This window comes from Agrococcus sp. HG114, from assembly GCF_024723325.1.
Taxonomy (GTDB): domain Bacteria; phylum Actinomycetota; class Actinomycetes; order Actinomycetales; family Microbacteriaceae; genus Agrococcus.
Window position 1 is genome coordinate 1 of the sequence record NZ_JANQCH010000023.1, and the last position, 24,118, is coordinate 24,118.

Annotated in this window: 27 protein-coding genes; 4 read left to right on the forward strand and 23 right to left on the reverse strand. The window is 73.1% G+C overall.

Annotated elements, in window-relative coordinates:
* Positions 1-1,007: translation initiation factor IF-3 (gene infC / locus NWP09_RS04175; RefSeq protein ID WP_258274283.1), on the reverse strand; the 1,007-nt coding region annotated here is incomplete at its 3' end.
* A gap of 196 nt (positions 1,008-1,203) precedes the next feature.
* Here infC and NWP09_RS04180 point away from each other — a divergent pair.
* Positions 1,204-1,563: a DUF1844 domain-containing protein gene (locus tag NWP09_RS04180; protein ID WP_258274284.1), complete on the forward strand. Its 360-nt coding sequence runs from the start codon at positions 1,204-1,206 to the stop codon at positions 1,561-1,563.
* On the opposite strand, the gene NWP09_RS04185 is transcribed toward NWP09_RS04180, so the two are convergent.
* The 6 genes from NWP09_RS04185 to NWP09_RS04210 all read right to left on the reverse strand — a co-directional run bounded on the left by NWP09_RS04185 (position 1,560) and on the right by NWP09_RS04210 (position 5,973).
* Positions 1,560-2,393 (reverse strand): SseB family protein, encoded by an 834-nt coding sequence (locus NWP09_RS04185; RefSeq protein ID WP_258274285.1) that lies wholly within the window; start codon positions 2,391-2,393, stop codon positions 1,560-1,562. The genes NWP09_RS04180 and NWP09_RS04185 overlap by 4 nt on opposite strands.
* Before the next feature lie 7 nt (positions 2,394-2,400).
* A complete protein-coding gene (priA, locus tag NWP09_RS04190) occupies positions 2,401-3,150 on the reverse strand; it encodes a bifunctional 1-(5-phosphoribosyl)-5-((5-phosphoribosylamino)methylideneamino)imidazole-4-carboxamide isomerase/phosphoribosylanthranilate isomerase PriA (protein ID WP_258274286.1) in 750 nt (249 codons plus the stop codon).
* A gap of 82 nt (positions 3,151-3,232) precedes the next feature.
* Positions 3,233-3,871, reverse strand: a complete 639-nt coding sequence (hisH, locus tag NWP09_RS04195; protein ID WP_258274287.1) for an imidazole glycerol phosphate synthase subunit HisH — start codon at positions 3,869-3,871, stop codon at positions 3,233-3,235.
* A gap of 13 nt (positions 3,872-3,884) precedes the next feature.
* Positions 3,885-4,484, reverse strand: coding sequence for an imidazoleglycerol-phosphate dehydratase HisB (hisB, locus tag NWP09_RS04200; protein WP_258274288.1), 600 nt, complete (start codon positions 4,482-4,484; stop codon positions 3,885-3,887).
* A 9-nt stretch (positions 4,485-4,493) separates the two neighbouring features.
* Positions 4,494-5,573, reverse strand: a complete 1,080-nt coding sequence (locus tag NWP09_RS04205) for a histidinol-phosphate transaminase (protein WP_258274289.1) — start codon at positions 5,571-5,573, stop codon at positions 4,494-4,496.
* A gap of 46 nt (positions 5,574-5,619) precedes the next feature.
* The gene (locus tag NWP09_RS04210; RefSeq protein WP_258274290.1) at positions 5,620-5,973 is read right to left on the reverse strand and encodes a LysM domain-containing protein; all 354 of its coding nucleotides are present in this window, start codon (positions 5,971-5,973) and stop codon (positions 5,620-5,622) included.
* 239 nt (positions 5,974-6,212) lie between these two features.
* Here NWP09_RS04210 and lexA point away from each other — a divergent pair, with 239 nt between their 5' ends.
* Positions 6,213-6,836: a transcriptional repressor LexA gene (lexA, locus tag NWP09_RS04215; protein ID WP_258274291.1), complete on the forward strand. Its 624-nt coding sequence runs from the start codon at positions 6,213-6,215 to the stop codon at positions 6,834-6,836.
* Positions 6,837-6,839: 3 nt separating this feature from the next.
* Here lexA and hflX read toward each other — a convergent pair whose 3' ends face one another.
* Positions 6,840-8,342, reverse strand: coding sequence for a GTPase HflX (gene hflX / locus NWP09_RS04220; RefSeq protein WP_258274292.1), 1,503 nt, complete (start codon positions 8,340-8,342; stop codon positions 6,840-6,842).
* Positions 8,343-8,371: 29 nt separating this feature from the next.
* Between hflX and NWP09_RS04225 the strand changes: the two genes are divergently transcribed.
* On the forward strand, positions 8,372-8,977 hold the full coding sequence (locus NWP09_RS04225) for a class I SAM-dependent methyltransferase (protein WP_258274293.1): 606 nt from the start codon (positions 8,372-8,374) through the stop codon (positions 8,975-8,977).
* Here the strand turns inward: NWP09_RS04225 and dapF are convergent.
* From dapF to dapA, 13 genes are all read right to left on the reverse strand, one after another.
* Entirely contained in the window at positions 8,961-9,824 is an 864-nt protein-coding gene (dapF, locus tag NWP09_RS04230; protein ID WP_258274294.1) for a diaminopimelate epimerase, read from the reverse strand. The two genes, NWP09_RS04225 and dapF, sit on opposite strands and share 17 nt — an antisense overlap.
* Positions 9,821-10,729, reverse strand: coding sequence for a tRNA (adenosine(37)-N6)-dimethylallyltransferase MiaA (miaA, locus tag NWP09_RS04235; RefSeq protein WP_258274295.1), 909 nt, complete (start codon positions 10,727-10,729; stop codon positions 9,821-9,823). The genes dapF and miaA overlap by 4 nt, the downstream gene beginning before the upstream one ends.
* The gene (gene miaB / locus NWP09_RS04240) at positions 10,726-12,210 is read right to left on the reverse strand and encodes a tRNA (N6-isopentenyl adenosine(37)-C2)-methylthiotransferase MiaB (RefSeq protein ID WP_258274296.1); all 1,485 of its coding nucleotides are present in this window, start codon (positions 12,208-12,210) and stop codon (positions 10,726-10,728) included. Before miaB ends, miaA begins: the two co-directional genes overlap by 4 nt.
* Positions 12,211-12,247: 37 nt before the next feature.
* The gene (locus NWP09_RS04245; protein WP_258274297.1) at positions 12,248-12,694 is read right to left on the reverse strand and encodes a hypothetical protein; all 447 of its coding nucleotides are present in this window, start codon (positions 12,692-12,694) and stop codon (positions 12,248-12,250) included.
* Positions 12,695-12,770: 76 nt separating this feature from the next.
* Positions 12,771-13,382, reverse strand: a complete 612-nt coding sequence (locus tag NWP09_RS04250) for a regulatory protein RecX (protein WP_258274298.1) — start codon at positions 13,380-13,382, stop codon at positions 12,771-12,773.
* Positions 13,379-14,443 (reverse strand): recombinase RecA, encoded by a 1,065-nt coding sequence (gene recA, locus NWP09_RS04255; protein ID WP_258274299.1) that lies wholly within the window; start codon positions 14,441-14,443, stop codon positions 13,379-13,381. Before recA ends, NWP09_RS04250 begins: the two co-directional genes overlap by 4 nt.
* Before the next feature lie 157 nt (positions 14,444-14,600).
* Positions 14,601-14,822, reverse strand: coding sequence for a DUF3046 domain-containing protein (locus NWP09_RS04260; RefSeq protein WP_258274300.1), 222 nt, complete (start codon positions 14,820-14,822; stop codon positions 14,601-14,603).
* Between the two features lie 9 nt (positions 14,823-14,831).
* On the reverse strand, positions 14,832-15,161 hold the full coding sequence (locus NWP09_RS04265; RefSeq protein ID WP_258274309.1) for a helix-turn-helix domain-containing protein: 330 nt from the start codon (positions 15,159-15,161) through the stop codon (positions 14,832-14,834).
* A 120-nt stretch (positions 15,162-15,281) separates the two neighbouring features.
* Positions 15,282-15,818, reverse strand: a complete 537-nt coding sequence (locus NWP09_RS04270; RefSeq protein WP_258274301.1) for a CinA family protein — start codon at positions 15,816-15,818, stop codon at positions 15,282-15,284.
* Positions 15,818-16,417: a CDP-diacylglycerol--glycerol-3-phosphate 3-phosphatidyltransferase gene (gene pgsA / locus NWP09_RS04275; protein ID WP_258274302.1), complete on the reverse strand. Its 600-nt coding sequence runs from the start codon at positions 16,415-16,417 to the stop codon at positions 15,818-15,820. The genes NWP09_RS04270 and pgsA overlap by 1 nt, the downstream gene beginning before the upstream one ends.
* Before the next feature lie 37 nt (positions 16,418-16,454).
* Positions 16,455-19,292 carry a DNA translocase FtsK gene (locus NWP09_RS04280; protein ID WP_258274303.1) on the reverse strand — a complete coding sequence of 946 codons (2,838 nt, stop codon included), beginning with the start codon at positions 19,290-19,292 and terminating at the stop codon, positions 16,455-16,457.
* Between the two features lie 75 nt (positions 19,293-19,367).
* Positions 19,368-21,041, reverse strand: a complete 1,674-nt coding sequence (locus NWP09_RS04285; protein WP_258274304.1) for a ribonuclease J — start codon at positions 21,039-21,041, stop codon at positions 19,368-19,370.
* A 96-nt stretch (positions 21,042-21,137) separates the two neighbouring features.
* The gene (dapA, locus tag NWP09_RS04290) at positions 21,138-22,109 is read right to left on the reverse strand and encodes a 4-hydroxy-tetrahydrodipicolinate synthase (RefSeq protein ID WP_258274305.1); all 972 of its coding nucleotides are present in this window, start codon (positions 22,107-22,109) and stop codon (positions 21,138-21,140) included.
* 34 nt (positions 22,110-22,143) lie between these two features.
* On the opposite strand from dapA, the gene NWP09_RS04295 reads away from it, so the two are divergent.
* Positions 22,144-22,662 carry a GNAT family N-acetyltransferase gene (locus NWP09_RS04295; RefSeq protein WP_258274306.1) on the forward strand — a complete coding sequence of 173 codons (519 nt, stop codon included), beginning with the start codon at positions 22,144-22,146 and terminating at the stop codon, positions 22,660-22,662.
* Here NWP09_RS04295 and NWP09_RS04300 read toward each other — a convergent pair.
* Both NWP09_RS04300 and NWP09_RS04305 read right to left on the reverse strand, forming a co-directional pair.
* Positions 22,655-23,146: a dihydrofolate reductase gene (locus NWP09_RS04300; RefSeq protein ID WP_258274307.1), complete on the reverse strand. Its 492-nt coding sequence runs from the start codon at positions 23,144-23,146 to the stop codon at positions 22,655-22,657. The two genes, NWP09_RS04295 and NWP09_RS04300, sit on opposite strands and share 8 nt — an antisense overlap.
* 9 nt (positions 23,147-23,155) lie before the next feature.
* Positions 23,156-23,956 (reverse strand): thymidylate synthase, encoded by an 801-nt coding sequence (locus NWP09_RS04305; RefSeq protein WP_258274308.1) that lies wholly within the window; start codon positions 23,954-23,956, stop codon positions 23,156-23,158.
* Positions 23,957-24,118: the final 162 nt, after the last annotated feature.

A 24,118-nucleotide genomic window follows, 5' to 3' on the forward strand; every position in this document is an offset into this window, starting at 1 on the left:
GGCTTGGGGGCTGCGGACGCAGCCGGGGCGGCTGCGGCGGATGCGGCAGCGGGCTTGGGCGCGGACGTCGGGCGCGGCGCACCCGTCGGCCGCGGCGCGTGCGCCGGCGTCGGCGTCACCGTGCGGGGTGCCTGGCGGGGCCGCGAGTCACCGCGGGGCTCGCTCGAGCGCGACTCGGTCGAGCGCTCGCTCGAGGGCCGCGACGGACGGTCGCTCGACGACGGGCGCGAGGAGCGCGAGTCGCTCGACGGGCGCGACGAGCGCTCCGACGACTCCGACCGGGGAGCCCGCATCGGCTCCGGCTCGACGACGCGGCGCACCGGGGCCGGGCGCTGCGGGCGCGAGGCCTCGAGCTCCGCCTGGCGCGCGGCCTTCCGCTCCGACTCGAGCCGGCGCTTCTCCTGCGCGGCCTTCCGCTGCTCCGAGCGCAGGGCGTTCTGCTCGGTCTTCGCATCCGACTTCGAGCGCAGCGGCCCCACGACCATCGTCATGTTGCGGCCGTCGAGCGTGGGCGACGACTCGACGACGCCGTACTCGCGGATGTCCTCGGCGAACCGCTGGAGCAGCTTGGCGCCCATCTCGGGCCGCGACTGCTCGCGGCCGCGGAACAGGATCATCGCCTTGACCTTGTCGCCCGCCTCGAGGAACCCCTGCGCGCGCTTGCGCTTCGTCTCGTAGTCGTGCTCGTCGATCTTCAGGCGGAAGCGGACCTCCTTGAGGACCGTGTTCGCCTGGTTGCGCCGCGCATCCTTGGCCTTCTGCGCCTGCTCGTACTTGAACTTGCCGTAGTCCATGATCTTGACCACCGGCGGGCGTGCGTCGGGAGCGACCTCGACGAGGTCGAGCTCGGCCTCGCGGGCGAGGCGAAGGGCATCCTCGACCCTCACGACGCCGACCTGCTCGCCACCGGGGCCTACCAGTCGGACTTCTGGGACGCGGATGCGCTCGTTGATGCGGGGATCGCTGATCGCGGACTCCTTCTCGTTGCGTGCTGTGTGCTGGTGCACGGCGAACGAGGAGCCGGATCGCGGCAGCCGCCGCGTGGCTCAGCACGAGCCGCAGCGCCCGGGGGCGCGTGCCGCTGTGCTGCTGACCCGGTAGCCTTGAGACGGCTGCGGGTGGGATCGCTCCTCTTTCACCTCCGGGCGAGAGCCCGAAACCTGCAGAACTCTACCAGAGACCAGCCTTCAGGAGAAGAGCGCGATGACCGACGCGATCGAGCACGACCACGACGACGACCGGCTCGACGAGGTGCGCGACATCGCCGACGTGCCCGCGGTCGAGCTCATCAACACCGTCGCGATCCACCTGCTGAGCGCCGCGGCGGTCAAGGTGGGCCTCGCCGACGACCCCGAGCAGCAGCTCGACCTCGACGAGGCGCGGAAGCTCATCAACGCCCTCGCCGGCCTCGTCACCGCGGCCGCGCCCGAGGTCGGCAGCGTGCACGCCGCGCCGCTGCGCGACGGCCTGCGGTCGGTGCAGCTCGCGTTCCGCGAGGCGAGCGCGATCCCGGACGAGCCCGGCAAGGGGCCCGGCGAGAAGTACACCGGCTCGGTCGTCTAGCGACCGAGCTCCGCGCGCGTCACCGCGCGCACCGGCGGCGCGACGAGCGGCAGCGGGCTGGCTCCCCCGTCCCAGCGGTGCACGCGCAGCGCGACGCTCTCGATGCGCTCGCGCAGCAGCGCGATCTCGCCGAGCGCTGCCGCGGCACGGCTGACCTGGGCCGCCGCATCCGGCGCGCCGTCGACGAGCGCGTGCACCTGGAGGTCGGCGCCGGCGAGCGTGCATCGCGGGTCGCCCGTCGCCAGCACGACCGCGTGCACGGCGGGCTGCTCGAGCAGCGCGTCGACGACCGCGGCGTGCACGGCGGGATCCTCCACGCCCCACGCCCACGGCGCATCCGTCAGCAGCGCCTCGAGCATCGTGCGGCCGACCACGAACTCGCTCTCGGCGCCCGGGTCGAGCACGATGCGCGCCGGACCGTCGAGCGCCGCCGCCGCCGCGCGCTGCACGCTCGACGGCACGGGCCGCGCGGCCGCGTTCCACGCCTGCATCGCGGCGACGTGCGAGAACATCGGCAGGATCGGCGCGCCGTCGGGCCCCTGGACCGTGACGATCGACAGCTCCTGCGTCTTGTCGATCGTGCGGCCGCGCTCGTCGACGCCCGTCTCCCCCGCGGCCGCGAGCAGCGGCACGAGCACCCGCTGCCCGCGCAGGGCGTCGACGCCCGCCGCGCGCCCGGCCCGGCCGGCCCGGAAGGCGCCCACCGCCTCGAGGTAGCCGGCGGGCGCCGAGCCGTCGTCGTCGGCGTACGCGGTGTCGTGGTGCTGGAACGACCTGCCGGCCCAGGGCCGCCCGGCCGAGTCGGCGTCGCGCCCGGGCGCGTGGCTCACGGGCGACCTAGTGGCCGGCGACGTCGAGGGCGGCGGCGAGCGTGAAGGCGCCGGCGTAGAGCGCCTTGCCCACGATCGCTCCCTCGACGCCGTGCGGCACGAGCTCGCGCAGCGCCGCGATGTCGTCGAGGCTCGCGACGCCGCCCGACGCGACGATCGGCTTCTGCGTGCGCTCGCCGATCTGGCGCAGCAGGTCGAGGTTCGGGCCCTGCAGCGTGCCGTCCTTCGTGACGTCGGTGACGACGTACCGGCTGCAGCCGGCGGCCTCGAGCCGGTCGAGCACATCCCACAGGTCGCCGCCGTCCTGCGTCCAGCCGCGCGCGGCGAGCGTCGTCCCGCGCACGTCGAGGCCGACGGCGATCTGGTCGCCGTACTCGGCGATGACGGATGCGGTCCACTCGGGGTTCTCGAGCGCGGCGGTGCCGAGGTTGATGCGCTTCACGCCGGTGGCGAGGGCCGCCTCGAGCGACGCCTCGTCGCGGATGCCGCCCGAGAGCTCGACGTTCACGCGGCCCTTCGACGCCTTGATGACCTTGCGGATGACGGCGCGGTTGTCGCCGCGGCCGAACGCCGCGTCGAGGTCGACGAGGTGGATCCACTCGGCGCCCTGCCGCACCCAGTCCTCGGCTGCGTCGACGGGGCTGCCGAACGAGGTCTCGGTGCCGGCCCTGCCCTGCGTCAGCCGCACGGCCTTGCCGCCGGCGACGTCGATCGCGGGCAGCAGCTGCAGCTTGGGCGACTGGTTGAAGTCGGTCATGGGATGCGTTGCCTTGCCTTCCGGATGGTGGCCACGGCGATGCTACGCCCGTCGGCCGGGATGCGGGTCGGGGTCGGGGCTGTCAGAGCCCTCGGACCCAGTTCTCGAGCAGGCGCACGCCCGCCTGCCCGGACTTCTCTGGGTGGAACTGCGTCGCGGCGAGCGGCCCGTTCTCGACGGCCGCGATGAAGCGCTCGCCGTGCTCGGCCCACGTCACGCGCGGCTGGCGCATGCGCTCGTGCGGCTCGATGAGCCACTCGGTCACGGCGTAGGAGTGCACGAAGTAGAAGCGCTCGGCCGCGAGCCCGGCGAACAGCTGGGAGTCGGCCGGAGCCTCGACCTCCGCCCAGCCCATGTGCGGGAGCACGTCGGCGCGCAGCCGGCGCACGGTGCCGGGCCACTCGTCGAGCCCCTGCGTGTGGCCCCCGCCCTCCTCGCCCGAGGAGAACAGCACCTGCATGCCGACGCAGATGCCGAGCACGGGGCGGCTGCCGGCGAGCCGCCGTCCGATGAGCTCGCCGCCATGGATCGCCTGGATGCCCGCCATGCACGCGGCCATCGAGCCGACGCCCGGCACGACGAGGCCGTCGGCCTCCATGACCGCCGTGCGGTCCTTGGTGAGCGTGACGTCGGCGCCGGCCGCCTCGAGCGCCTTCGCGGCCGAGTGGACGTTGCCGAGGCCGTAGTCGAGGAGCGCGACGCGCTTGCGCTGTGCCGTCATCGGGCGCCTCCGCTCACAGCGCGCCCTTGGTCGACGGGACCCCGGAGACGCGCGGATCCGGCTCGACGGCGACGCGCATCGCACGGGCGAACGCCTTGAACTCCGCCTCGGCGACGTGGTGCGGGTCGCGACCGGCGAGCACCTCGACATGGGCCGTGATGCGTGCGTTGAGGGTGATCGCCTCGAGCACGTGGCGCACGAGCGACCCGGTGAAGTGACCGCCGATGCGGTGCAGCTCGAACCCCGCGGGCTCGCCCGAATGCACGAGGTAGGGGCGGCCCGAGAGGTCGACGACCGCGCGCGCGAGCGCCTCGTCGAGCGGCACGGTCGCGTCGCCGTAGCGGCGCACGCCGCGCTTGTCGCCGAGCGCCTCGGCGAGGGCGAGGCCCAGCGCGATCGCGGTGTCCTCGACCGTGTGGTGAGCGTCGATGTCGGTGTCGCCGCGCGCCTCGACGGTCAGGTCGATGAGCGAGTGCTTCGAGAACGCCGTCAGCATGTGGTCGTAGAACGGCACCGTCGTCGAGATCGAGGAGGTGCCGGAGCCGTCGAGGTCGAGCGAGAGCGAGATGCTCGACTCGCTCGTCGTGCGCTCGATGGTTGCGGTGCGAGCCATGCCTCGATCCTATTCGGAGCGCAGCTCGGCCATGGCCGCGAGCAGCGCGCTCGTCTCGGCGCGGGTGCCCGCGGTGATGCGCAGGGTGCCCGGCAGTCCGACGTCGCGCACCAGGATCCCCCGGGCGAGCAGCGCCCGGAAGGTCGCCTGCGGATCGTCGATGCCGCCGACGAGCACGAAGTTGGCGTCGGAGGGGTGGGGCCGGTAGCCGAGGGCCGCGAGCTCGTCGACGATGCGATCGCGCTCGCGGCGCAGGTCGTCGACGCGCGAGAGCATGACGTCGCTGTGGCGCAGCGCCGCGACCGCGGCGGCCTGCGTGATCGCGGAGAGGTGGTACGGCAGCCGGACGAGCCGCAGGGCGTCGACCACGGCCGGGTCGGCGGCGAGGTAGCCGACGCGCATGCCGGCGAAGGCGAAGGCCTTGCTCATCGTGCGGGAGACGAGCAGGCGCGGGCGGCCGTCGAGCAGGTCGAGCGCGGTGCGGTCGCGGTCGTGCGCGAACTCGGCGTACGCCTCGTCGACCAGCACGATGCCGCGCGCCGCGTCGGCGGCGGCGGCGATGGTCTCCTGATCGATCGCGGTGCCGGTCGGGTTGTTCGGCGAGCACAGGAACACCACGTCCGGGTCGTGCTCGGCGATGGCCGCGCGCACGTCGTCGGGCGTGATGGTGAAGTCGGGGCGCCTCGCGACCGGGATCCAGCGCATGCCGACGCCCTGCGCGAGGAGCGGGTACATCGAATAGGTGGGTGTGAACGACAGCAGGCTCCGCCCGGGGCCGCCGAAGGCCTGCAGCACGTGCTGCAGCACCTCGTTCGAGCCGTTGCCCGCCCAGATCTGCTCTGGAGCGACGCCGTGCCCGAGGTAGCGGGCGAAGGAGCGGCGCAGCTCGTCGAACTCGCGGTCGGGGTAGCGGTTGGCGTCGGGCAGGGCCCGCGCGACCTCCTGCACGATATCGAGCGCCACCTCCTCGGGCACTCGGTAGGCGTTCTCGTTGACGTTCAGCCGCACCGGCACCTCGAGCTGGGGCGCGCCGTAGGGCGTGAGCCCGCGCAGGTCGTCGCGGATCGGGAGGTCGTCGAGGCTCGTCACCGAACCAGCCTAGGACGGCCGCGGATGCCGAGCCCGCCCGTGCGCGTCAGCGGGAGTACTGCGCGGGGATCGCGAGCCGCTCGCCGGGCTGGATCGCGCCGGCGATGCCGTTCAGCATCTCGATCTCGGCGACGACGTCGCGGGGGTCGGCCTCGGGGGCGATCGACTGCGCGATCTGCCACAGCGACTGGCCGGGCACGACCGTGATGGTCTCGAACTCCGCCGAGTGTGCCGTCGACGCGGCGACCGCACCGGAGACCGCGTCGCCGATGAGCCCGCCACCCGCGAGCGCACCGAGGGCGAGCGCGGGTGCGGCGACGAGCAGGGCGAGGGCGCGGCGGCCGCGCGCGGTCATGCGCACGCGCAGCGCCGGAGCGGCGGTGGTGGCGATGGCGGTCATCTTCGAGCTCCTCTCGATCAGTCCGAGGACTGGGATCCGCGGCCGGCGCTCGGCCGGGAGCACCGGCCGCGAATCTCTGTTTCGAATGTACTTTCGATGCGGTCCGCCCGTCAAGCCCTCCCGCGGAAGAAGTCCGCGACACTCTCGAACAGGCGTTTGATCGGCGCACCCGGTCGGATACGCTTTCGAACCAGACGGAGTCCATCAGGGACCACTGACACGGCGGGATCGGGGCACGGATGACGAGGCAGCTGACCGACAAGCAGCAGGCGATCCTGCAGGTGATCCAGCGGGCGGTGCGGCAGCGCGGCTACCCGCCGAGCTACCGCGAGATCGGCGACGCCGTCGGCCTCTCGTCGCTCTCGAGCGTCACGCACCAGCTGGGCCAGCTCGAGCTCGCCGGCTGCATCCGCCGCGACCCCGCCCGCCCCCGCACCATCGAGGTGCTCGTCGACGACGAGGTCGACGAGTCGGGCGGCAGCATCGAGCAGGCCGCGTTCGTGCCGCTCGTCGGGCGCATCGCCGCGGGCATCCCGATCACCGCCGAGGAGCAGGTGGAGGACGTGTTCCCGCTGCCGAAGCAGCTCGTGGGCTCCGGCGACCTCTTCATGCTCAAGGTCGTCGGCGACTCGATGATCGACGCCGCGATCTGCGACGGCGACTGGGTCGTCGTGCGCCAGCAGCGCGACGCGGTCAACGGCGACATCGTCGCCGCGATGCTCGACGGGGAGGCGACGGTCAAGGTGTTCCGCCAGCGCGACGGCCACACGTGGCTGCTGCCGCGCAACTCCGCGTTCGAGCCGATCCTCGGGGACGAGGCCGAGGTGCTCGGCCGCGTCGTGGCCGTCCTCCGCGCCGTCTGACCGCTAGGCGACCACGAACTCCGCGAGCTGCCCCGCCGCGGCCTCGGTCACCATCGCCTCGATGCGCGTGCCCTCGGACGAGTAGTCCTCGCGGAGCACCTCGAACCGGTCGTGGAGCATCGCGATGATGTCGCCGCGGTCGAACGGCACGAGCAGCGAGACGGCGATCTCGGGTCGCGGCAGCATGTCCGCGATCCGCTCGAGCAGCTCCTCGATGCCTTCGCCGGTGCGCGCCGACGCGAAGACCGCGTCGGGCTGCAGGCCCCGGAGCACGAGCCGCTCGTCGGCGCCGACGAGGTCGCACTTGTTGAACACCACGATCTCGGGGATCGACCGCGCGCCCGTCTCGCCGAGCACGTCGCGCACGGTCGCGATCTGGGCGGCCGGGTCGGGGTGGCTCGCGTCGACGACGTGCACGATGACGTCGGACTCCGCGACCTCCTCGAGCGTCGAGCGGAACGCCTCCACGAGCTGGTGCGGCAGGTCGCGCACGAAGCCGACCGTGTCGGCGATCGTGAACTCCCGGCCGTCGGGCGTGCGCGCCCGGCGCACGGTCGCGTCGAGGGTCGCGAAGAGCGCGTTCTCGACGAGCACCCCTGCTCCGGTGATGCGGTTCAGCAGGCTCGACTTGCCGGCGTTCGTGTAGCCGGCGATCGCGACCCCCGGCACCTCGTGCCGGTCGCGGTTCGCGCGCTTCGCCTGTCGCGCCGGCGCGAAGCCCTTGATCTGCTTCCGCAGCCGCGCCATGCGGGAGTGGATCCGTCGCCGGTCGAGCTCGATCTTGGTCTCGCCCGGTCCGCGCGAGCCCATGCCCGCGCCCTGCCCGCCGACCTGGCCACCGGCCTGGCGCGACATCGACTCGCCCCAGCCGCGCAGTCGCGGCAGGAGGTACTCGAGCTGCGCGAGCTCCACCTGGGCCTTGCCCTCGCGGCTCTTCGCGTGCTGGCTGAAGATGTCGAGGATCACGGCCGTGCGGTCGATGACCTTGACCTTCACGCGGTCCTCGAGCGCTCGGCGCTGGCTCGGCGAGAGCTCGCTGTCGGCGACGACGGTGTCGGCGCCGAGCTCCTTGACGATCGCGGCGAGCTCCTCGGCCTTCCCCCGGCCGACGTAGGTGGCCGGGTCCGGGTTCGGACGGCGCTGGAGCACGCCGTCGAGCACGCGCGCGCCGGCCGTCTCGGCGAGCGCGGCGAGCTCGCGCAGCGAGTTCTCGGCGTCGTCCGCCTGGCCGCTGTAGACGCCCACGAGCACGACGTTCTCGAGCCGCAGCTGCCGGTACTCGACCTCGGTGATGTCCTCGAGCTCGGTGCGGAGGCCGTCGACGCGGCGCAGCGCCGCGCGCTCGTCGCGATCGAGCTGGTCGCCGTCGGCGTCCGCGAGCACGTCGTCGTCGTCCTGCAGCGCCTGCGCTCGCGCGGCCAGCAGCTCTCGCTCGCCGGGCTCCGCCCAGGCGAGGATGCGCTCCGTCGCGCGCCCGCTGGCGGTGCCGTCCTGCGCTTCTGCCATGCTTCGCTTCCTTCTGTACTGTCGGATCCGTGTCGGACCACTACTTCTCGCCCGAGCCCGCTGCGCCCGAATCGGTCCGCACCATCCGGGTGCCGATCGCGGGTCGGGAGCGGGAGATGGTCACGGCCACCGGCGTCTTCTCCGGCGACCGCCTCGACGTCGGCACCGCGGTGCTGCTCGATGCGGTGCCCGCGCCGCCCGCGACGGGCGAGCTGCTCGACCTGGGCTGCGGGTGGGGGCCGATCGCCGCGACGCTCGCGCTCCGCTCCCCCGCCGCCCGCGTCTGGGCGGTGGACGTCAATGCCCGAGCGCTCTCGCTCGTGGAGCGGAATGCCGAGCTGCTCAGCATAGCGAACATCGTGCCCGCGCTGCCGGAGCGCGTGCCCGAGGACGTGCGCTTCGACGCGATCTGGTCGAATCCGCCCATCCGGATCGGCAAGCAGCAGCTGCACGGGCTGCTCGAGACCTGGATCCCGCGCCTCGCGCCCGGCGCGACCGCGTGGCTCGTCGTGCAGAAGCACCTCGGCGCCGACTCGCTGCTGCGCTGGCTCGGCGAGCGGTTCGAGCGCTTCGAGGTCGAGCGCGCGGACTCGCGGAAGACGTATCGGATCATCGCCGTCACGGCACCGGACTGAGCGCCTCTCCGCGGAAGACGATCTCGGCGGGCCCCGTGAGCCACGCGTGCCCGCGCTCGTCGACGTCGACCTCGAGCCTGCCGCCCGGGACGTCCACGATCCACCGGTCGGCGGCATCCCCAGACCAGTGCCGCGTGGCCATGGCCGCCGCGACGGCACCGGTGCCGCACGAGAGCGTCTCGCCGACCCCGCGCTCGTGGACGCGCATCCGGATCGAGCCGACCCCGTCGGCGATCGTCCCCGGCACCACGAACTCGACGTTCGCCCCGTGCTCGGCGGCCGGCTCGAGCGCCGGGGGCCGCTGCAGCTCGAGGCGGTCGAGCTCGGCCTCGTCGGCGAGCGCGACGACGACGTGGGGGTTGCCGGTGGAGACGTCGAGGCCGGGGCGGTCGACGTCGAGCCCGTCCGCGGCGACGAGCCGGGTGCCGCCGAGCTCGAACGGTCCGAGGTCGGCCGAGAGGAGGGTGCCGCGGCGCACGACGCGCTTGACGCCCGCGCGGGTCGCGACGTCGATCGACGCCCCGTCGGGCAGCTCGGCGAGGCCCCGCTCGAGCAGGAACCGCACGAACACGCGCACGCCGTTGCCGCACATCTCGCTCGTGCTGCCGTCGGCGTTCCAGTAGTCCATCGCCCACGTGCCGGCGCTCGCGCCGTCGAGCGCGGCATCGCCGGCGCGGCCCGCGGGCACGGCCCGGATGACGCCGTCTCCCCCGATCCCGAAGCGCCGGTCGGCGAGCGCGCGCACCCGCTCGGGGCTCAGCGGCGCCTCGCCGGCGGGATCGGCGACGAGCACGAAGTCGTTGCCCGTGCCGTGCCCCTTCGCGAAGGGCGTCGCGTGCGTCGTCATGCCTCCAGGCTAGCGAGCGCCGCCCGCGCGAGCGCTGCGGGATCCGCGGGCGGCGCCGCCGGGTAGCGCTGGAACCAGGACACCTGGCGCCGGGCGTAGCGGCGCGTGAGCGCCTGCGTCGCGGCGATCGCGTCGGCCTCGGTCACGAGCCCGTCCAGCTGGTCGAGCGCCTGCCGGTAGCCGATCGCCTGCTGCGCGGTCGTGCCGCGCTCGATGCCGGCCGCGCGCATCGCACGAGCCTCGTCGACGATCCCGTCGCGCCACATCCGCTCGACGCGCTCGTCGAGGCGGCGCACGAGCCCGGCGCGCTCGACGCGCTCGTGCTGGATGATCGTCGGTCGGGCGAGGGCGCGCTCGTCGGGCAGGCCGACGCGGAACGGCTCGCCCGTGAGCGTCACCGCCTCGAGGGCCCGCACGAGGCGGCGGCCGTTGTGCGGCCCGATCGCCGCGGCGGCCGCGGGATCGAGCGCGCGCAGCCGTTCGTGCATCGCCGCCGCGCCGCCGCGCTCGAGGTCCGCCTCGAGCTCGGCGCGCACGGCCGCGTCGGTCGCGGGGAACTCGAAGGCGTAGAGCACGCTCGAGGCGTAGAGGCCGCTGCCGCCGACGAGGATCGGCACCGCGCCGCGCTCCTCGATCGCAGCGATGGCGCGGCGGGCGGCGTCGCGGTACGCGGCGACCGCCGCGTCCTGCCACGGCTCGAGCACGTCGATGAGGTGATGGGGGTGGCCCCGTCGCTCCTCGACGCTCGCCTTCGCCGTGCCGATGTCCATGCCGCGGTAGAGCTGCATCGCGTCGCAGTTGACGATCTCGGCGCGCGCGCCGAGCCGCACGATCTCATCCGCGATCGCGAGCGACTTCGCCGTCTTGCCGGTGCCCGTGGCGCCGACGACGGCGATCAGCCTCACGTGCCGACGCGCAGCGTCGGCAGCCCGAGCGAGACGGGCGCGCCCACGCCGCCTCGCGCGGCGGCGGGCGCGGGCACCCCGCACGAGTCGGCGAGGCTGCGGTCCCACGCGTCCCCCGCGCGCGTGCGGCGCACCGAGAGCGGGCCCGCGTCGGCGATGAGGTGGAACGGCGCCGCCTGCGTCACCTCTACGGTGACGACGTCGCCCGGCCGCGGCGCCTCAGCGCCGGGCGCGAAGTGCACGAGCCGGTTGTCCTCGGCACGACCGGAGAGGCGGTGCGTCTCGGCGTCCTTCTTGCCCTCGCCGACCGACACGAGCACCTCGAGCGTGCGACCCACCTGACGCCGGTTCTCCTCGAACGAGATGGCGTCCTGGAGCGCGACGAGCCGCTCGAAGCGCCCCTGCACGACCTCCTTCGGCACCTGGTCCGGCATCGTCGCGGCGGGCGTGCCGGGGCGGATCGAGTACTGGAACGTGAAGGCGGAGGCGAACCGCGACGCCTCGACGACGCGGAGCGTCTCCTGGAAGTCCTCCTCCGTCTCGCCCGGGAAGCCCACGATGATGTCGGTCGTGATCGCGGCGTCCGGGATGCGGTCGCGCACGCGGTCGAGGATCCCGAGGAACCGCGCGGAGCGGTACGACCGCCGCATCGCCCGCAGCACCCGGTCGGAGCCGGACTGGAGCGGCATGTGGAGCTGCGGCATCACCGCGGGCGTCTCGGCCATCGCGTCGATCACGTCGTCGGTGAACGCAGCAGGGTGCGGGCTCGTGAAGCGGATGCGCTCGAGCCCGTCGATCTCGCCCGCCGCGCGCAGGAGCTTGCCGAACGCGAGCCGGTCGCCGAACTCGACGCCGTAGGAGTTGACGTTCTGCCCGAGCAGCGTCACCTCGATCGCGCCGTCGGCGACGAGCGCCTCGAGCTCGGCGAGGATGTCGCCAGGCCGCCGGTCGCGCTCCTTGCCGCGCAGCGACGGCACGATGCAGAACGTGCAGGTGTTGTTGCAGCCGACCGAGATGGAGACCCAGCCGGCGTAGGTGGACTCGCGCTTCGTGGGCAGCGTCGAGGGGAAGACCTCGAGCGACTCGAGGATCTCGACCTCCGCCTCGCCGTTGTGGCGGCTCCGCTCGAGGAGGGCGGGCAGCGAGCCGATGTTGTGGGTGCCGAACACCACGTCCACCCACGGCGCACGCTCGATGATCGTCTCGCGGTCCTTCTGCGCGAGGCAGCCGCCGACCGCGATCTGGAAGCCGTCGCGCTCGCGCTTCGTCCTCGCGAGGTGCCCGAGGTGCCCGTAGAGCTTCTGGTCCGCGTTCTCGCGGACCGCGCACGTGTTGATGACGATGACGTCGGGGCGGCCGTCGACGGCCTCCGTGTAGCCCGCCTGCTCGAGCGAGCCGCGGAGCCGCTCCGAGTCGTGCACGTTCATCTGGCACCCGAAGGTCTTCACCTCGTAGGTGCGCAGCGCGGAGGTCGTCGACATGGCCTCCAGCGTACCGAGCGGCGGCCGCCCCCTCGCGTCAGTCCTGCGTGGCGGTGAGGGTGCGCGACGAGCCGTCGGTGCCCTCGCCGGCGAGGTCCATCTGGCCCCCGGCCGCCGTGCCCGTGAACGTCACGTCGAACGCGCCCTCTTCGAGGCCGGTGATCGTGATGGTGAGGTCCTCCGAGTCGCCCTCCCAGACGTCCTGGGGAGCGTCGTACGTCTCGGACGAGTTGCCCCACGTCGTGATGTCGACCGTGCCGTCGGCGTTGAGGGTGAAGCCGAACGGGTCGACGACGCCGTCGATCGCGCCGGTCCACGAGGTGCCCTCGAGGGATTCGGCTGCGCCCGTGTCGGTGTCGGTGCCGCTGTCGGTGCTGGTGCCGGTGTTCGCGTTGTTGGCGGGCGGCATCTGGATGCATCCGGTCAGGGCGAGGAGGGAGGCGGCTGCGAGAGCCGGGACAGCGAGGAGCTTCATCGTCTTCATGGGCCGCAATCTATCGCCTTCCGATGAATCGTCGCCGCCATCCGCGCGCCGAGTCGATCCCGGGCACGCGACGCGCTCAGCGGAACCGCGGCCCGCGCGGTCGCGTGCGCTCGATGGCGATGCGCACGGCACCGCCGCCGAAGCCGCGGCGCTGCAGCCAGCCCGCGAGCCGGCGCTCCGCGGTCTCGTCGTCGAGCGACGCGAGCCTCGTGCGCCGCTCGGCCGCCGCGTCGATCGCCCGCTGCAGCTCGTCGTCGCGATCGACCTCGTCGAGCACAGCGGGGTCGAGCCCGCGCTGGCGCAGCGCCGCTGCGATGCCACGCTCGCCGAGCTGCTTGCGCTCCCGCAGGCGCGCGGCCTCGTCGCGCGCGAGCTGCTCGTCGTCGAGGTAGCGGTCGCGCTCGAGGGCGTCGAGCACGGCCGCCCGGACCTGCGGCTCGACATCGCGCTTGGCGAGCGCGCGGTCGAGCTCGAACCGACTCGCGGCGCGGCGGCCGAGCGCGCGCAGGGCGATGCCGCGCGCTGCCTCCTCGTCGATCGGCTCGCCCGGCCCCGACTCGCGCGCGTCGCGGTCGCGCCGCTGCTCGCGGCCGACCGAGGGCTCCGCCCGGCTGCCGGGACGCTCCTCGCGCCCGGCGATCCAGGTCGACAGCTCGGTGACGGCCGCGAGCCCATCGAGGTCGCTCACGCGCCCTGGCGCTCCTGCCGACGCGCGTCGAGCGACTCGATCGCGGCGGGATCGGCGGCACCGGCGGCGCCGATGCCCAGCTTGCCGAGGATCTGGCGCTCGATCGCGCCCGCGATGTCGGGGTTCTCGATCAGGAACTGACGGGCCTTCTCCTTGCCCTGGCCGAGCTGGTCGCCGTCGTAGGTGTACCAGGCACCGGACTTCCGGACGATGCCGTGCTCGACGCCGAAGTCGATGAGGCTGCCCTCGCGCGAGATGCCGACGCCGTAGAGGATGTCGAACTCGGCCTGCTTGAACGGCGGCGCCATCTTGTTCTTCACGACCTTGACGCGCGTGCGGTTGCCGACCGCGTCGGCGCCGTCCTTGAGCGTCTCGATGCGGCGGATGTCGAGGCGCACGGAGGCGTAGAACTTCAGCGCCTTGCCGCCCGCGGTCGTCTCGGGGCTCCCGAAGAAGACGCCGATCTTCTCGCGCAGCTGGTTGATGAAGATCATCGTCGTGCCGGTCTGGTTGAGCCCGCCGGTGAGCTTGCGCAGTGCCTGCGACATCAGCCGGGCCTGCAGCCCGACGTGGCTGTCGCCCATCTCGCCCTCGATCTCGGCGCGCGGCACGAGCGCCGCGACCGAGTCGATCACGATGATGTCGATCGATCCGGAGCGGATGAGCATGTCGGCGATCTCGAGCGCCTGCTCGCCGGTGTCGGGCTGCGACACGAGGAGCGAGTCGATGTCGACGCCGAGCTTCTTCGCGTACTCGGGGTCGAGCGCGTGCTCGGCGTCGATGAACGCGGCGATGCCGCCGTTGCGCTGCGCGTTCGCGATCGCGTGCAGCGTGAGCGTGGTCTTGCCGGAGGACTCGGGGCCGTAGATCTCGATGATGCGGCCGCGGGGCAGGCCCCCGATGCCGAGCGCGGCGTCGAGCGCGATCGAACCGGTCGGGATGACCTCGACCGGCGCGCGCTCCTCGCTGCCGAGGCGCATGACGGACCCCTTGCCGAACTGGCGGTCGATCTGCGCGAGCGCCGCCTCGAGCGACTTGTCGCGGTCTGCGGGTGTGGGCATGTGCTGGGCCTTCCGTTCGTAGGTAGCGCTCACGCTACGTCGGGCCGCTGACACGCGTGCGACCCCGGACCCGGCCTGTGGAGACGGACCCGTCGAGCCCCTCCAGCCTACGCCCGGATCGAACGAACCTTCGAAGCGATCCGCGGCGTGTCGGCGCTCACGAGCGCGTCTCGCGCAGCCCCCGCCCGTGCCGCCGCTCGCGCGGCACGTCCTTCGCGTCGCAGAGCGCGAGCCAGACGTCGCGGGCCGGCACCCCGGCGGCGAGCGCCTCGTCGCCGGTGCGGCCGCCGAGGCTCGCGAGGGTCGTGTCCTGCATGAGCACCGACCCGAGCGAGCCGAACTCCTCGTCGATCGCGAGCTGCAGCTCGCGCAGCCTCACCGGCGCACCTCAGCGCACAGCCGAGTCGAACTCCGCCACGAGGTCGTCGGGCAGCGTGTCGGGCACGGTCGCGCCGATGTGGCCCATGCCGTCGTAGCCGAGGCCCTCGAGCACCGCGAGGCGGTCGCCCACCTCGTGGAGCACGCTCGAGAGCGGTACGTCGAGCGCGTCGGCCACCGAGGCGAGGATCTCGCTCGAGGCCTCCTTCTGCCCGCGCTCGACCTCGCTGAGGTAGCCGAGGGCCACGGAGGCTCGCGAGGCGACCTGGCGCAGGGTGCGGCCCTGGCGCAGGCGCACGTCGCGCAGCACATCGCCGATCTCCTGTCGAACCAGCACCATGGTCTCCTCCTCCACCGTGGTCGGATGCATCATGCTAGCCGCAGCCTTCCTGCGATGCGCTCGATGTCCGTCGGATGTGACAACGCAAGCCTCACCTCGGGCATTCCGAGCGCTCACTGCTCAGCCCGTGGATTCGCTGTGCATCACGAGGTCGGTGCGCTCGAGCGCCTCGTCGAGCGCGAGCAGCGCCGCCTCGAGCGCGGCGCGCCGCACCTCCTCGCGGTCGCCGGGCGCGAAGTGCGTGGACGAGCGCGTCACGAGGCCGGCGGTCGTGTCGAGCTCGAGCCCGATGTGGAACTCGCCCGGCGCGTGCCCGTCCTGCGCCCCGGGTCCCGCGACGCCGGTCGTGGCGACGCCGATCGTGCACGCGCCGCGGTCGATCGCAGCGAGGCGGCGGACGCCCCTCGCCATCCAGATCGCGACATCGGGGTCCACCGGCCCGCGCTCCTCGAGCAGGTCGGCCGGCACCCGCAGCACCTGCTGCTTCATCTCGGTCGCGTACGCGACGACGCCGAGCCGCAGCACCGTCGACGCGCCGGGCGTGCGCACGAGCGTCTCGGCGACGAGCCCGCCGGTGAGCGACTCGGCGACCGCGATCGTGATGCCCCGCGCGGCAGCCCGCGCGACGACCCTGCCCGAGACCTCCAGCGCATCCATCACCGACTCCTCGCGGCGTGCCATGCGAACTCCAGTCCCGAGTAGATCGTCAGCGCGACCGCGACCGACATCGTCGCCACGCACACCCACACGCCCCACGGCCCGACCCACGCCTGCAGCGGCAGGAGCGCGAGCGGGAGGGCGATGCCCTGCGCCATCGTCTTCGCCTTGCCCGCCCAGTCGGCCGCGATCACCGTGCGGCTCGACACCACGAGCCGGTACAGCGTGATCCCCCACTCGCGCACGAGCACGACGATCGTGATCCACCACGGCAGCTCCCCGAGCACCGAGAGCACGACGAACGCGCTGCTCGTGATCGCCTTGTCGGCGATCGGGTCGATGAGCTTGCCGAGGTCGGTGACGAGGCCGCGGCCGCGCGCGATGCGCCCGTCGACGAAGTCGGTGGCGATGAGCACCGCGAACAGCACCGCGGCGAGCGTGCGCGCGAGGCCGGGCTCCGGGTTGGCGAGCGCGACGCCGATGAAGACCGGCGTCAGCAGGATGCGCGCGACCGAGATGAGGTTCGGCACGCTCGCGACGCTCGCGGGCTCGGGGCCGCGGCGCCACACGCGTCCGCGCCACGGGCTCAGGATCGGCATGGAGCGAGGCTACCGGGCGGTCACTGGGAGCAGCGGCTCAGTCGCGCCCGGTGAGCGACCAGGCGTCCTCGTCGCCGCCGTCGGCCTCCACGACCTCGAGCCCGTCGCGGTTCGCCTCGTCGAGCGGGTCGTCGTAGCGGTCGTCGGTCTCGACCCACGCGCCGTCGTCGTCGGCGTCGGCGGATGCGTCGTCGCCGTCGGCCGCGGACGGCGCGGGGTCCGGCTGCGCTGCCGGCGCAGCCGCGACAGCGGCGTCGGGTGCCGGCGCGGACGCCGAGGGCGCGGGACCCTCGCCCCGCAGCGACGCGAGCACCGCGGCGAGCCCCTCCGGCGGGACGAGCACGTCGCGCGCCTTCGACCCCTCGGACGGCCCGACGATCTCGCGCGACTCCATGAGGTCCATGAGCCGGCCCGCCTTCGCGAAGCCGACGCGCAGCTTGCGCTGGAGCATCGACGTCGACCCGAACTGCGTCGAGATGACGAGCTCGGCCGCCGCGCAGAGGTCTTCGAGGTCGTCGCCGATGTCGGCGTCGATCTCGCGCTTCTGCGCGGCCTCGGCGACGTCGTCGCGGTACTCGGGGCGTGCCTGCCCGGTCACGTGCTGCACGACCCGCTGGATCTCCGCCTCGTCGACCCAGGCGCCCTGCACGCGCATCGCCTTGTTCGCGCCCATCGGCAGGAAGAGCCCGTCGCCCTGGCCGATGAGCTTGTCGGCGCCGGGCTGGTCGAGGATGACCCGCGAGTCGGTCACGCTCGAGACGGCGAACGCGAAGCGGCTCGGCACGTTCGCCTTGATGAGCCCCGTGACGACGTCGACCGAGGGGCGCTGCGTCGCGAGCACGAGGTGGATGCCCGCGGCGCGCGCGAGCTGGGTGATGCGCACGATGGAGTCCTCGACGTCGCGCGGCGCGACCATCATGAGGTCGGCGAGCTCGTCGACGACGACGAGCAGGTACGGGTAGGGCTTCAGCACCCGCTGGCTGCCGGCGGGCAGCACGATCTCGTCGGCGCGCACGGCCTTGTTGAAGTCGTCGATGTGCTTGTAGCCGAACGACGCGAGGTCGTCGTAGCGCATGTCCATCTCCTTCACGACCCACTGCAGCGCCTCGGCCGCCTTCTTCGGGTTCGTGATGATGGGGGTGATGAGGTGCGGCACGCCCTGGTAGGCGGTCAGCTCGACCCGCTTGGGGTCGACGAGCACCATGCGCACCTCCGCGGGCGTCGCGCGCATGAGCAGGCTCGTGATCATCGAGTTGACGAACGACGACTTGCCCGAGCCGGTCGAGCCGGCGACGAGGAGGTGCGGCATCTTCGCGAGGTTCGCGACGACGTAGCCGCCCTCGACGTCCTTGCCGATGCCGATCGTCATGGGGTGCTTCGAGTCGGCGGCTGCGCGCGAGCGCAGCACGTCCCCGAGCTTCACGGTCTCGCGGTCGGGGTTCGGGATCTCGATGCCGATCGCCGACTTGCCGGGGATGGGCGAGAGGATGCGCACCTCGTTCGAGGCGACGGCGTACGAGAGGTTCTTCGAGAGGGCGGTGACGCGCTCGACCTTCACGCCCGGCGCGACCTCGATCTCGTAGCGGGTCACGGTCGGGCCGCGCGAGAAGCCGGTGACCTTCGCGTCGACGTTGAACGAGCCGAGCACCTGCGTGATGGCGGCGACGATCTCGTCGTTCGCGGCGGAGCGCGCCTTCGGCGGCTCGCCCTGGCCGAGCGACGCGATCGAGGGCAGCCGGTACGGCCGCTGCGCCTGCGGTCGCGCGGCGGGTGCGGCGGCCGCGTCGGGCTCGGGCAGCGCGACCTCGCCCGTGCGGGCGCGCACGGCGGCCTCGGCCTGCTCGAGCGACGCGAGCACCGAGGTCGCGTACTCGTCGTGCTCGTCGGGCTCCTCCGCGGCCGCGGGCAGCGGCTCGGGGGTCGTCGCCGGGACCGCGTCGACGCGCGTGGTGGGCTGCTCGCGGTCGATCATGACCGGGGTGTCGTAGGCGGGGTCGACCTCGCGGCCCGTCGCGTTCCGTCGCCAGAACGGCAGCGCGCCGGTGTCGCCCTCGATCGGCTCCTCGTCGGCGGCGGAGGCCTCCTCCGCCTTCGCGAGCTCCCTCGCCTCGCGGCGCGCGCGCCGCGCCTCCTCGCGCTCCTCCGGGCTCCCGGTCTCGACGCCGAAGAGGTAGCCGTAGAGCTCGACGAGCCGCTCGGGGATGCGCGTCGGCGGCGTCCTCGTGATCACGAGCACGGCGAGGGCGGCGACGAGCCCGCACACCACGCCGGCACCGATCGGCGTCAGCAGTGCGGCGAGGGGCGCGGCCGCGACCCAGCCGAGGATGCCGCCCGCGTCCGCGAGCGCGGGCATGCCGAGCGACGCATCCGGCATGCCGAGCACGACGTGGCAGAGCCCCGCGACCGAGATGAGCAGGAGCGAGAGCCCGAGGCCCACGCGGCCGTTGTCGCTCACCGAGGCCGGGTGCCGGAACATCCACAGCGCGAGCAGCACGAAGACGACCGGGAGCGCGATCGCGACCTGCCCGAAGAGGCCGCCCCACGTGTAGGCGGAGATCGCCTGCGCCACGGCGTTCGCCGGCAGGATCCACTCGACGACCGCGCCCAGCACGGCCAGGATCGTCAGCAGGAACGGCACGCCGTCGCGCCGCTCCTCCTTCGCGAGCGACTCGCGGCCGAAGACGCGCGCGGCACCCCCGGTCGCGTGCGCGAGCCCCATCCACGCGCGCTGCGCGATGCCGGGCCGCTCCTCCTCGAAGGTCGGCTGCGCCTTGGTCGAGCGAGCCGCGCGCTGCACCTTGGTCGTCGCGGCGGTCGCCGTGCCGGTCGATCGCCCGCGCGCGGACGGCTTGGTCGACTTGGTGCTCGTGGCCATGGCCGACACCCTAGATCCGACCGCCGACGAGCGCCCGGAGGCGCTCCGCGCTCGCTCGAACTCCGCGGCTGCGGGCTACGCCTCGATCACCACCGGCACGATCATCGGGCGGCGGCGGATGCGCGTGCCGACCCAGCGGCCGACCGTGCGGCGCACGACCTGCTGGTACTGGTGCTGGTCGCGCACGCCCTGCTCGCCGGCCTCGGCGAGCGCCTTGACGATCTTGGGGCGGATGTCGTCGAACACCCTGTCGTCCTCGGCGAAGCCGCGCGCGTGGATCTCGGGGCCCACGATGACCTTGCCGGTCTGCGGCTCGACCGCGACGAAGATGGAGATGAACCCCTCCTCCGCGAGGATGCGGCGGTCCTTGAGGTCCGCCTCGTCGATGCGGCCCACGGACGAGCCGTCGACGTACACGAACCCGATCTCGAGCTGGCCGGCGACGCGGACCTCGCCGCCCTGCAGGTCCCAGACCGTGCCGTTCTCGCCGACGAACGCGCGCTCGCGCGGCACGCCGGTGTCGATCGCGAGCGACGCCGCGGCGTGCAGGTGCCGGTACTCGCCGTGCACGGGCACGACGTTCCGCGGCTGCAGGATGTTGTAGCAGTAGAGCAGCTCGCCCGCCGAGGCGTGGCCCGAGACGTGCACCTTCGCCGAGCCCTTGTGCACGACCTTCGCGCCCAGCTGCATGAGCCCGTTGATGACGCGGAAGACGGCGTTCTCGTTGCCCGGGATGAGGCTCGACGCGAGGATGACGGTGTCGCCCTCCCCCACCTCGATCCGGTGCTCGCCGTTGACGATGCGGCTCAGCACCGCCATCGGCTCGCCCTGCGAGCCGGTCGACATGAAGACGACCTCCTCGCGCGGCATGTTCTCCGCCTCCTTCTGGCTCACCACGACGCCCTCGGGCACCTTGAGGTAGCCGAGGTCGGCGGCGATGCCCATGTTGCGCACCATCGAGCGGCCGACGAAGGCGACCTTCCGCCCGTTCTCGTGCGCGGCGTCGAGCACCTGCTGCACGCGGTGCACGTGGCTCGAGAACGACGCGACGACGACGAGCCCGGAGGTCTTCGCGATGACCTGCGAGATGACGGGGCCGATCTCGCGCTCGGGGGCCGTGAACCCCGGGACGTCGGCGTTCGTCGAGTCGACCAGGAACGCATCCACGCCCTCCTCGCCGAGCCGCGCGAACGCGCGCAGGTCCGTGATGCGGTCGTCGAGCGGCAGCTGGTCCATCTTGAAGTCGCCCGTGTGCAGCACGAGGCCCGCGCTCGTGCGGATCGCGACGGCGAGCGCGTCGGGGATCGAGTGGTTGACGGCCACGAACTCCGTCTCGAACGGCCCGAGCCGCTCGACCTGCCCCTCCCGCACCGTGTGGGTGAACGGGCGGATGCGGTGCTCCTTGAGCTTCGCCTCGACGAGCGCGAGCGTGAGCTGCGAGCCGAGCAGCGGGATGTCGGCCTTCAGGCGCAGGAGGTACGGCACGGCGCCGATGTGGTCCTCGTGGCCGTGGGTGAGCACGACGCCCACGACGTCGTCGAGGCGGTCGCGGATCGGGCCGAAGTCGGGCAGCACGAGGTCGACGCCCGGCTGGTGCTCCTCGGGGAAGAGCACGCCGCAGTCGACGATGAGCAGCTTGCCGTCCTGCTCGTACACCGTCATGTTGCGGCCGACCTCGCCGAGGCCGCCGAGCGGGAAGAAGCGGAGGGTGCCCGCCGCGAGCGCGGGGGGCTGGGTGATGGCCGTCAAGGGGCCTCCTTCATATGCGGCTCGCGCGGGGCGAGCGGATGTGGGGTGCGCGCACCTCGCGCGCGGGAAGTCTGGAGCGGCAGCGGCCGGGCGCCGTCACCGCGTGGTGCCGTGGACCTTCGGCAGCGCGCCGCCGGCGGCCGCGTTGCGGTCGGGGCGGAAGCGGCTGAGGTCGAGGCCGTCGATCCCGCGGACGAGCGCGAGCTCGTCCTCGATGAGGGCGGCCTCGGCGTCCTCGGGGCCGACGAGCGGCAGGCGCACCCGGGGGCTGCCGATGCGGCCGAGCCCGTGCAGGATGTACTTCGTCGACACCGTGCCGGGCACGTGCGTCATGGTCGCCCGCACGAGCGGCTCGAGCGCCTTGTGCTGCTCCTGCGCCGCGTGCAGGTCGCCCTCGTTCACCGCGTCGATCATCGTGCGGTACGGGCGCGGGGCGATGTTGGCGGTGACGCCGATGAGGCCCGAGGCGCCGATCGCGAGGTGCGGGAGCACGTTCGCGTCGTCGCCGGAGAAGTACAGCAGGTCGGTCTGGTTGAGCACGCGGCTCACCTCGGCGAAGTCGCCCTTCGCGTCCTTCACGGCGAGGATGTTCGGGTGCTTCGCGGCGCGCACGAGCGTCTCGAAGCGGATGGGGATGCCCGCCCGGCCGGGGATGTCGTAGAGGATCACGGGCAGGTCGGTCGCGCCGGCGATCATGCGGAAGTGCGTGAGCACGCCCGACTGCGTCGGCTTGTTGTAGTACGGCGTGACGATCATGATGCCGTCGGCGCCGGCCTGCTCCGCCTTGCGCGAGAGGTCCATCGCGTGCGCGGTCTCGTTGGAGCCGCCGCCCTGGATGACCTTCGCGCGGTCGCCCGCGACGGCCTTCGCGACCTCGACGAGCCGGATCTTCTCCGGGTCGGTCAGGGTCGACGTCTCACCGGTGGTGCCGGAGACGACGATGCCGTCGGCGCCGTGCGTCACGACGTCGTCGATGAGCCGCTCGACGTCGTCCCAGTCGACCTCGCCATCGGCGCTCATGGGGGTCACGAGCGCGACGAGCACCTGGCCGAAGGGGTTGGAGGTCATGGCTCAAGGCTATCGCGCGCCCTACGCTGGCCGCATGATCCGCCTCCGGCAGCCATCCGCCGCCCTCCACGCGTCGTGGGTCGAGGCGATGCGCGAGTTCGCCGGCGAGACCCTGCACGGGTTCGGCACGCACGGCTTCGACGTCGAGGAGCTCGCCGAGCCCGCGGGCTTCGCGCGCTGGCTCGAGCGCGAGCAGCAGCAGAACGCCCGGCTCATCGACGGCCTCGTGCCCGCGACCGTGTGGTGGATCGACGACGACGAGTGGCCCGGCCGCGTGCTCGGCTCGATCCAGCTGCGGCACGAGCTCAACGACCACCTGCTCGAGGAGGGCGGCCACATCGGCTTCGGCGTGCGGCCGACCGCGCGCGGCCGCGGCGTCGCGACGGCGGCGCTGCGCCTCGTGCTCGACCGCGCGCAGTGGATCGGGCTCGACGACGTGCTCGTCACGTGCGACGACGACAACCCCGCCTCGCGCGCCGTGATCCTCGCGGCGGGCGGCGAGCTCGAGGACGTGCGGGGCGGGATCGAGCGCTACTGGATCGCGCTTACGTGACGCGCTCGAGCGTGCGGTAGGCGAACCGGAGGCCCGAGCGGCTCTCGTGCCACCCGGTCCCCGGGTCGCGCGCGACCTCGCGCCACGACGCATCCGCCTCGGGCGCCGTGGTGTCGCCGGTCGCGTCGAGGTCGATGTCGGTGATCTCGAGCCGGTCCGCGCGGTCCATCGCCTCGCGGTACACGCGCCCGCCGCCGACGATCCACACCTCGTCGTCGATCGCGAGCGCGGCGGCGAGCGCCTCCTCGAGGCTGCCGACGACGCGCGCGCCGGGCGCGACGAAGTCGGGGCTGCGCGTGATGACGATGTTGTCGCGGCCCGGGAGCGGCCGGAACCGCGGCGGGAACGACTCCCACGTGCGCCGGCCCATGACGACCGGGTGGCCGAGGGTGATCGCCTTGAAGCGCGCCATGTCCTCGGGCAGCGACCACGGCATGTCTCCCGCGTCGCCGATGACGCCGCCGCGGGCCTGGGCCCAGATCATGCCGATCACTCAGACCGCCACGGGTGCCTTGATGCCGGGGTGGTGCTCGTAGCCGACGACCTCGAAGTCGTCGAGCTCGTAGCCGAGGATGCTCTCGGGGCGGCGGCGGATGCGCAGGGTCGGCAGCGGGAACGGCTCGCGCGCGAGCTGCCGCTCGACCTGCTCGACGTGGTTGTCGTAGATGTGGCAGTCGCCGCCGGTCCACACGAAGTCGCCCACCTCGAGGCCCGTCTGCTGCGCGACCATGTGGGTCAGCAGCGCGTAGCTCGCGATGTTGAACGGCACGCCGAGGAACATGTCGGCCGAGCGCTGGTAGAGCTGGCAGCTGAGGCGGCCGCCCGTGACGTCGAACTGGAAGAACGCGTGGCACGGCGCGAGCGCCATGTCGGGGATGTCGGCGGGGTTCCAGGCCGACACGATGTGCCGGCGCGAGTCGGGGTTCGAGCGGATCGACTCGACGACCTGCGCGATCTGGTCGATCGTGCCGCCGCCGGGCGTCGGCCACGAGCGCCACTGCACGCCGTACACCGGGCCGAGCTCGCCCTCGGCGTCGGCCCACTCGTCCCAGATCGTCACGCCCTGCTCCTGCAGCCACCGCACGTTCGAGTCGCCGCGCAGGAACCACAGCAGCTCGAGCGCGATCGACTTGAAGTGCACGCGCTTCGTGGTGATGAGCGGGAAGCCCTGCGCGAGGTCGTACCGCAGCTGGCGGCCGAACACCGAGCGGGTGCCGGTGCCGGTGCGGTCGCCCTTGTGCTCGCCGTGCACGAGCACGTCGGCGAGCAGCTCCTCGTAGGGGTGCGCGGTCATGGTGCCTCCTGGGGTCGATCCTCGCGCACGCGCACGCCCGTGCGCAGCGCGAGGGCCCGGCGCGCCGCCATGCGGGCGCGCCGGCGGTCGCGGGCGGCGTCGTACGCCATCGACAGCCGCAGCCACGACTGCCACGCCTCGGGGTGCGCCTCGACGTCGGCG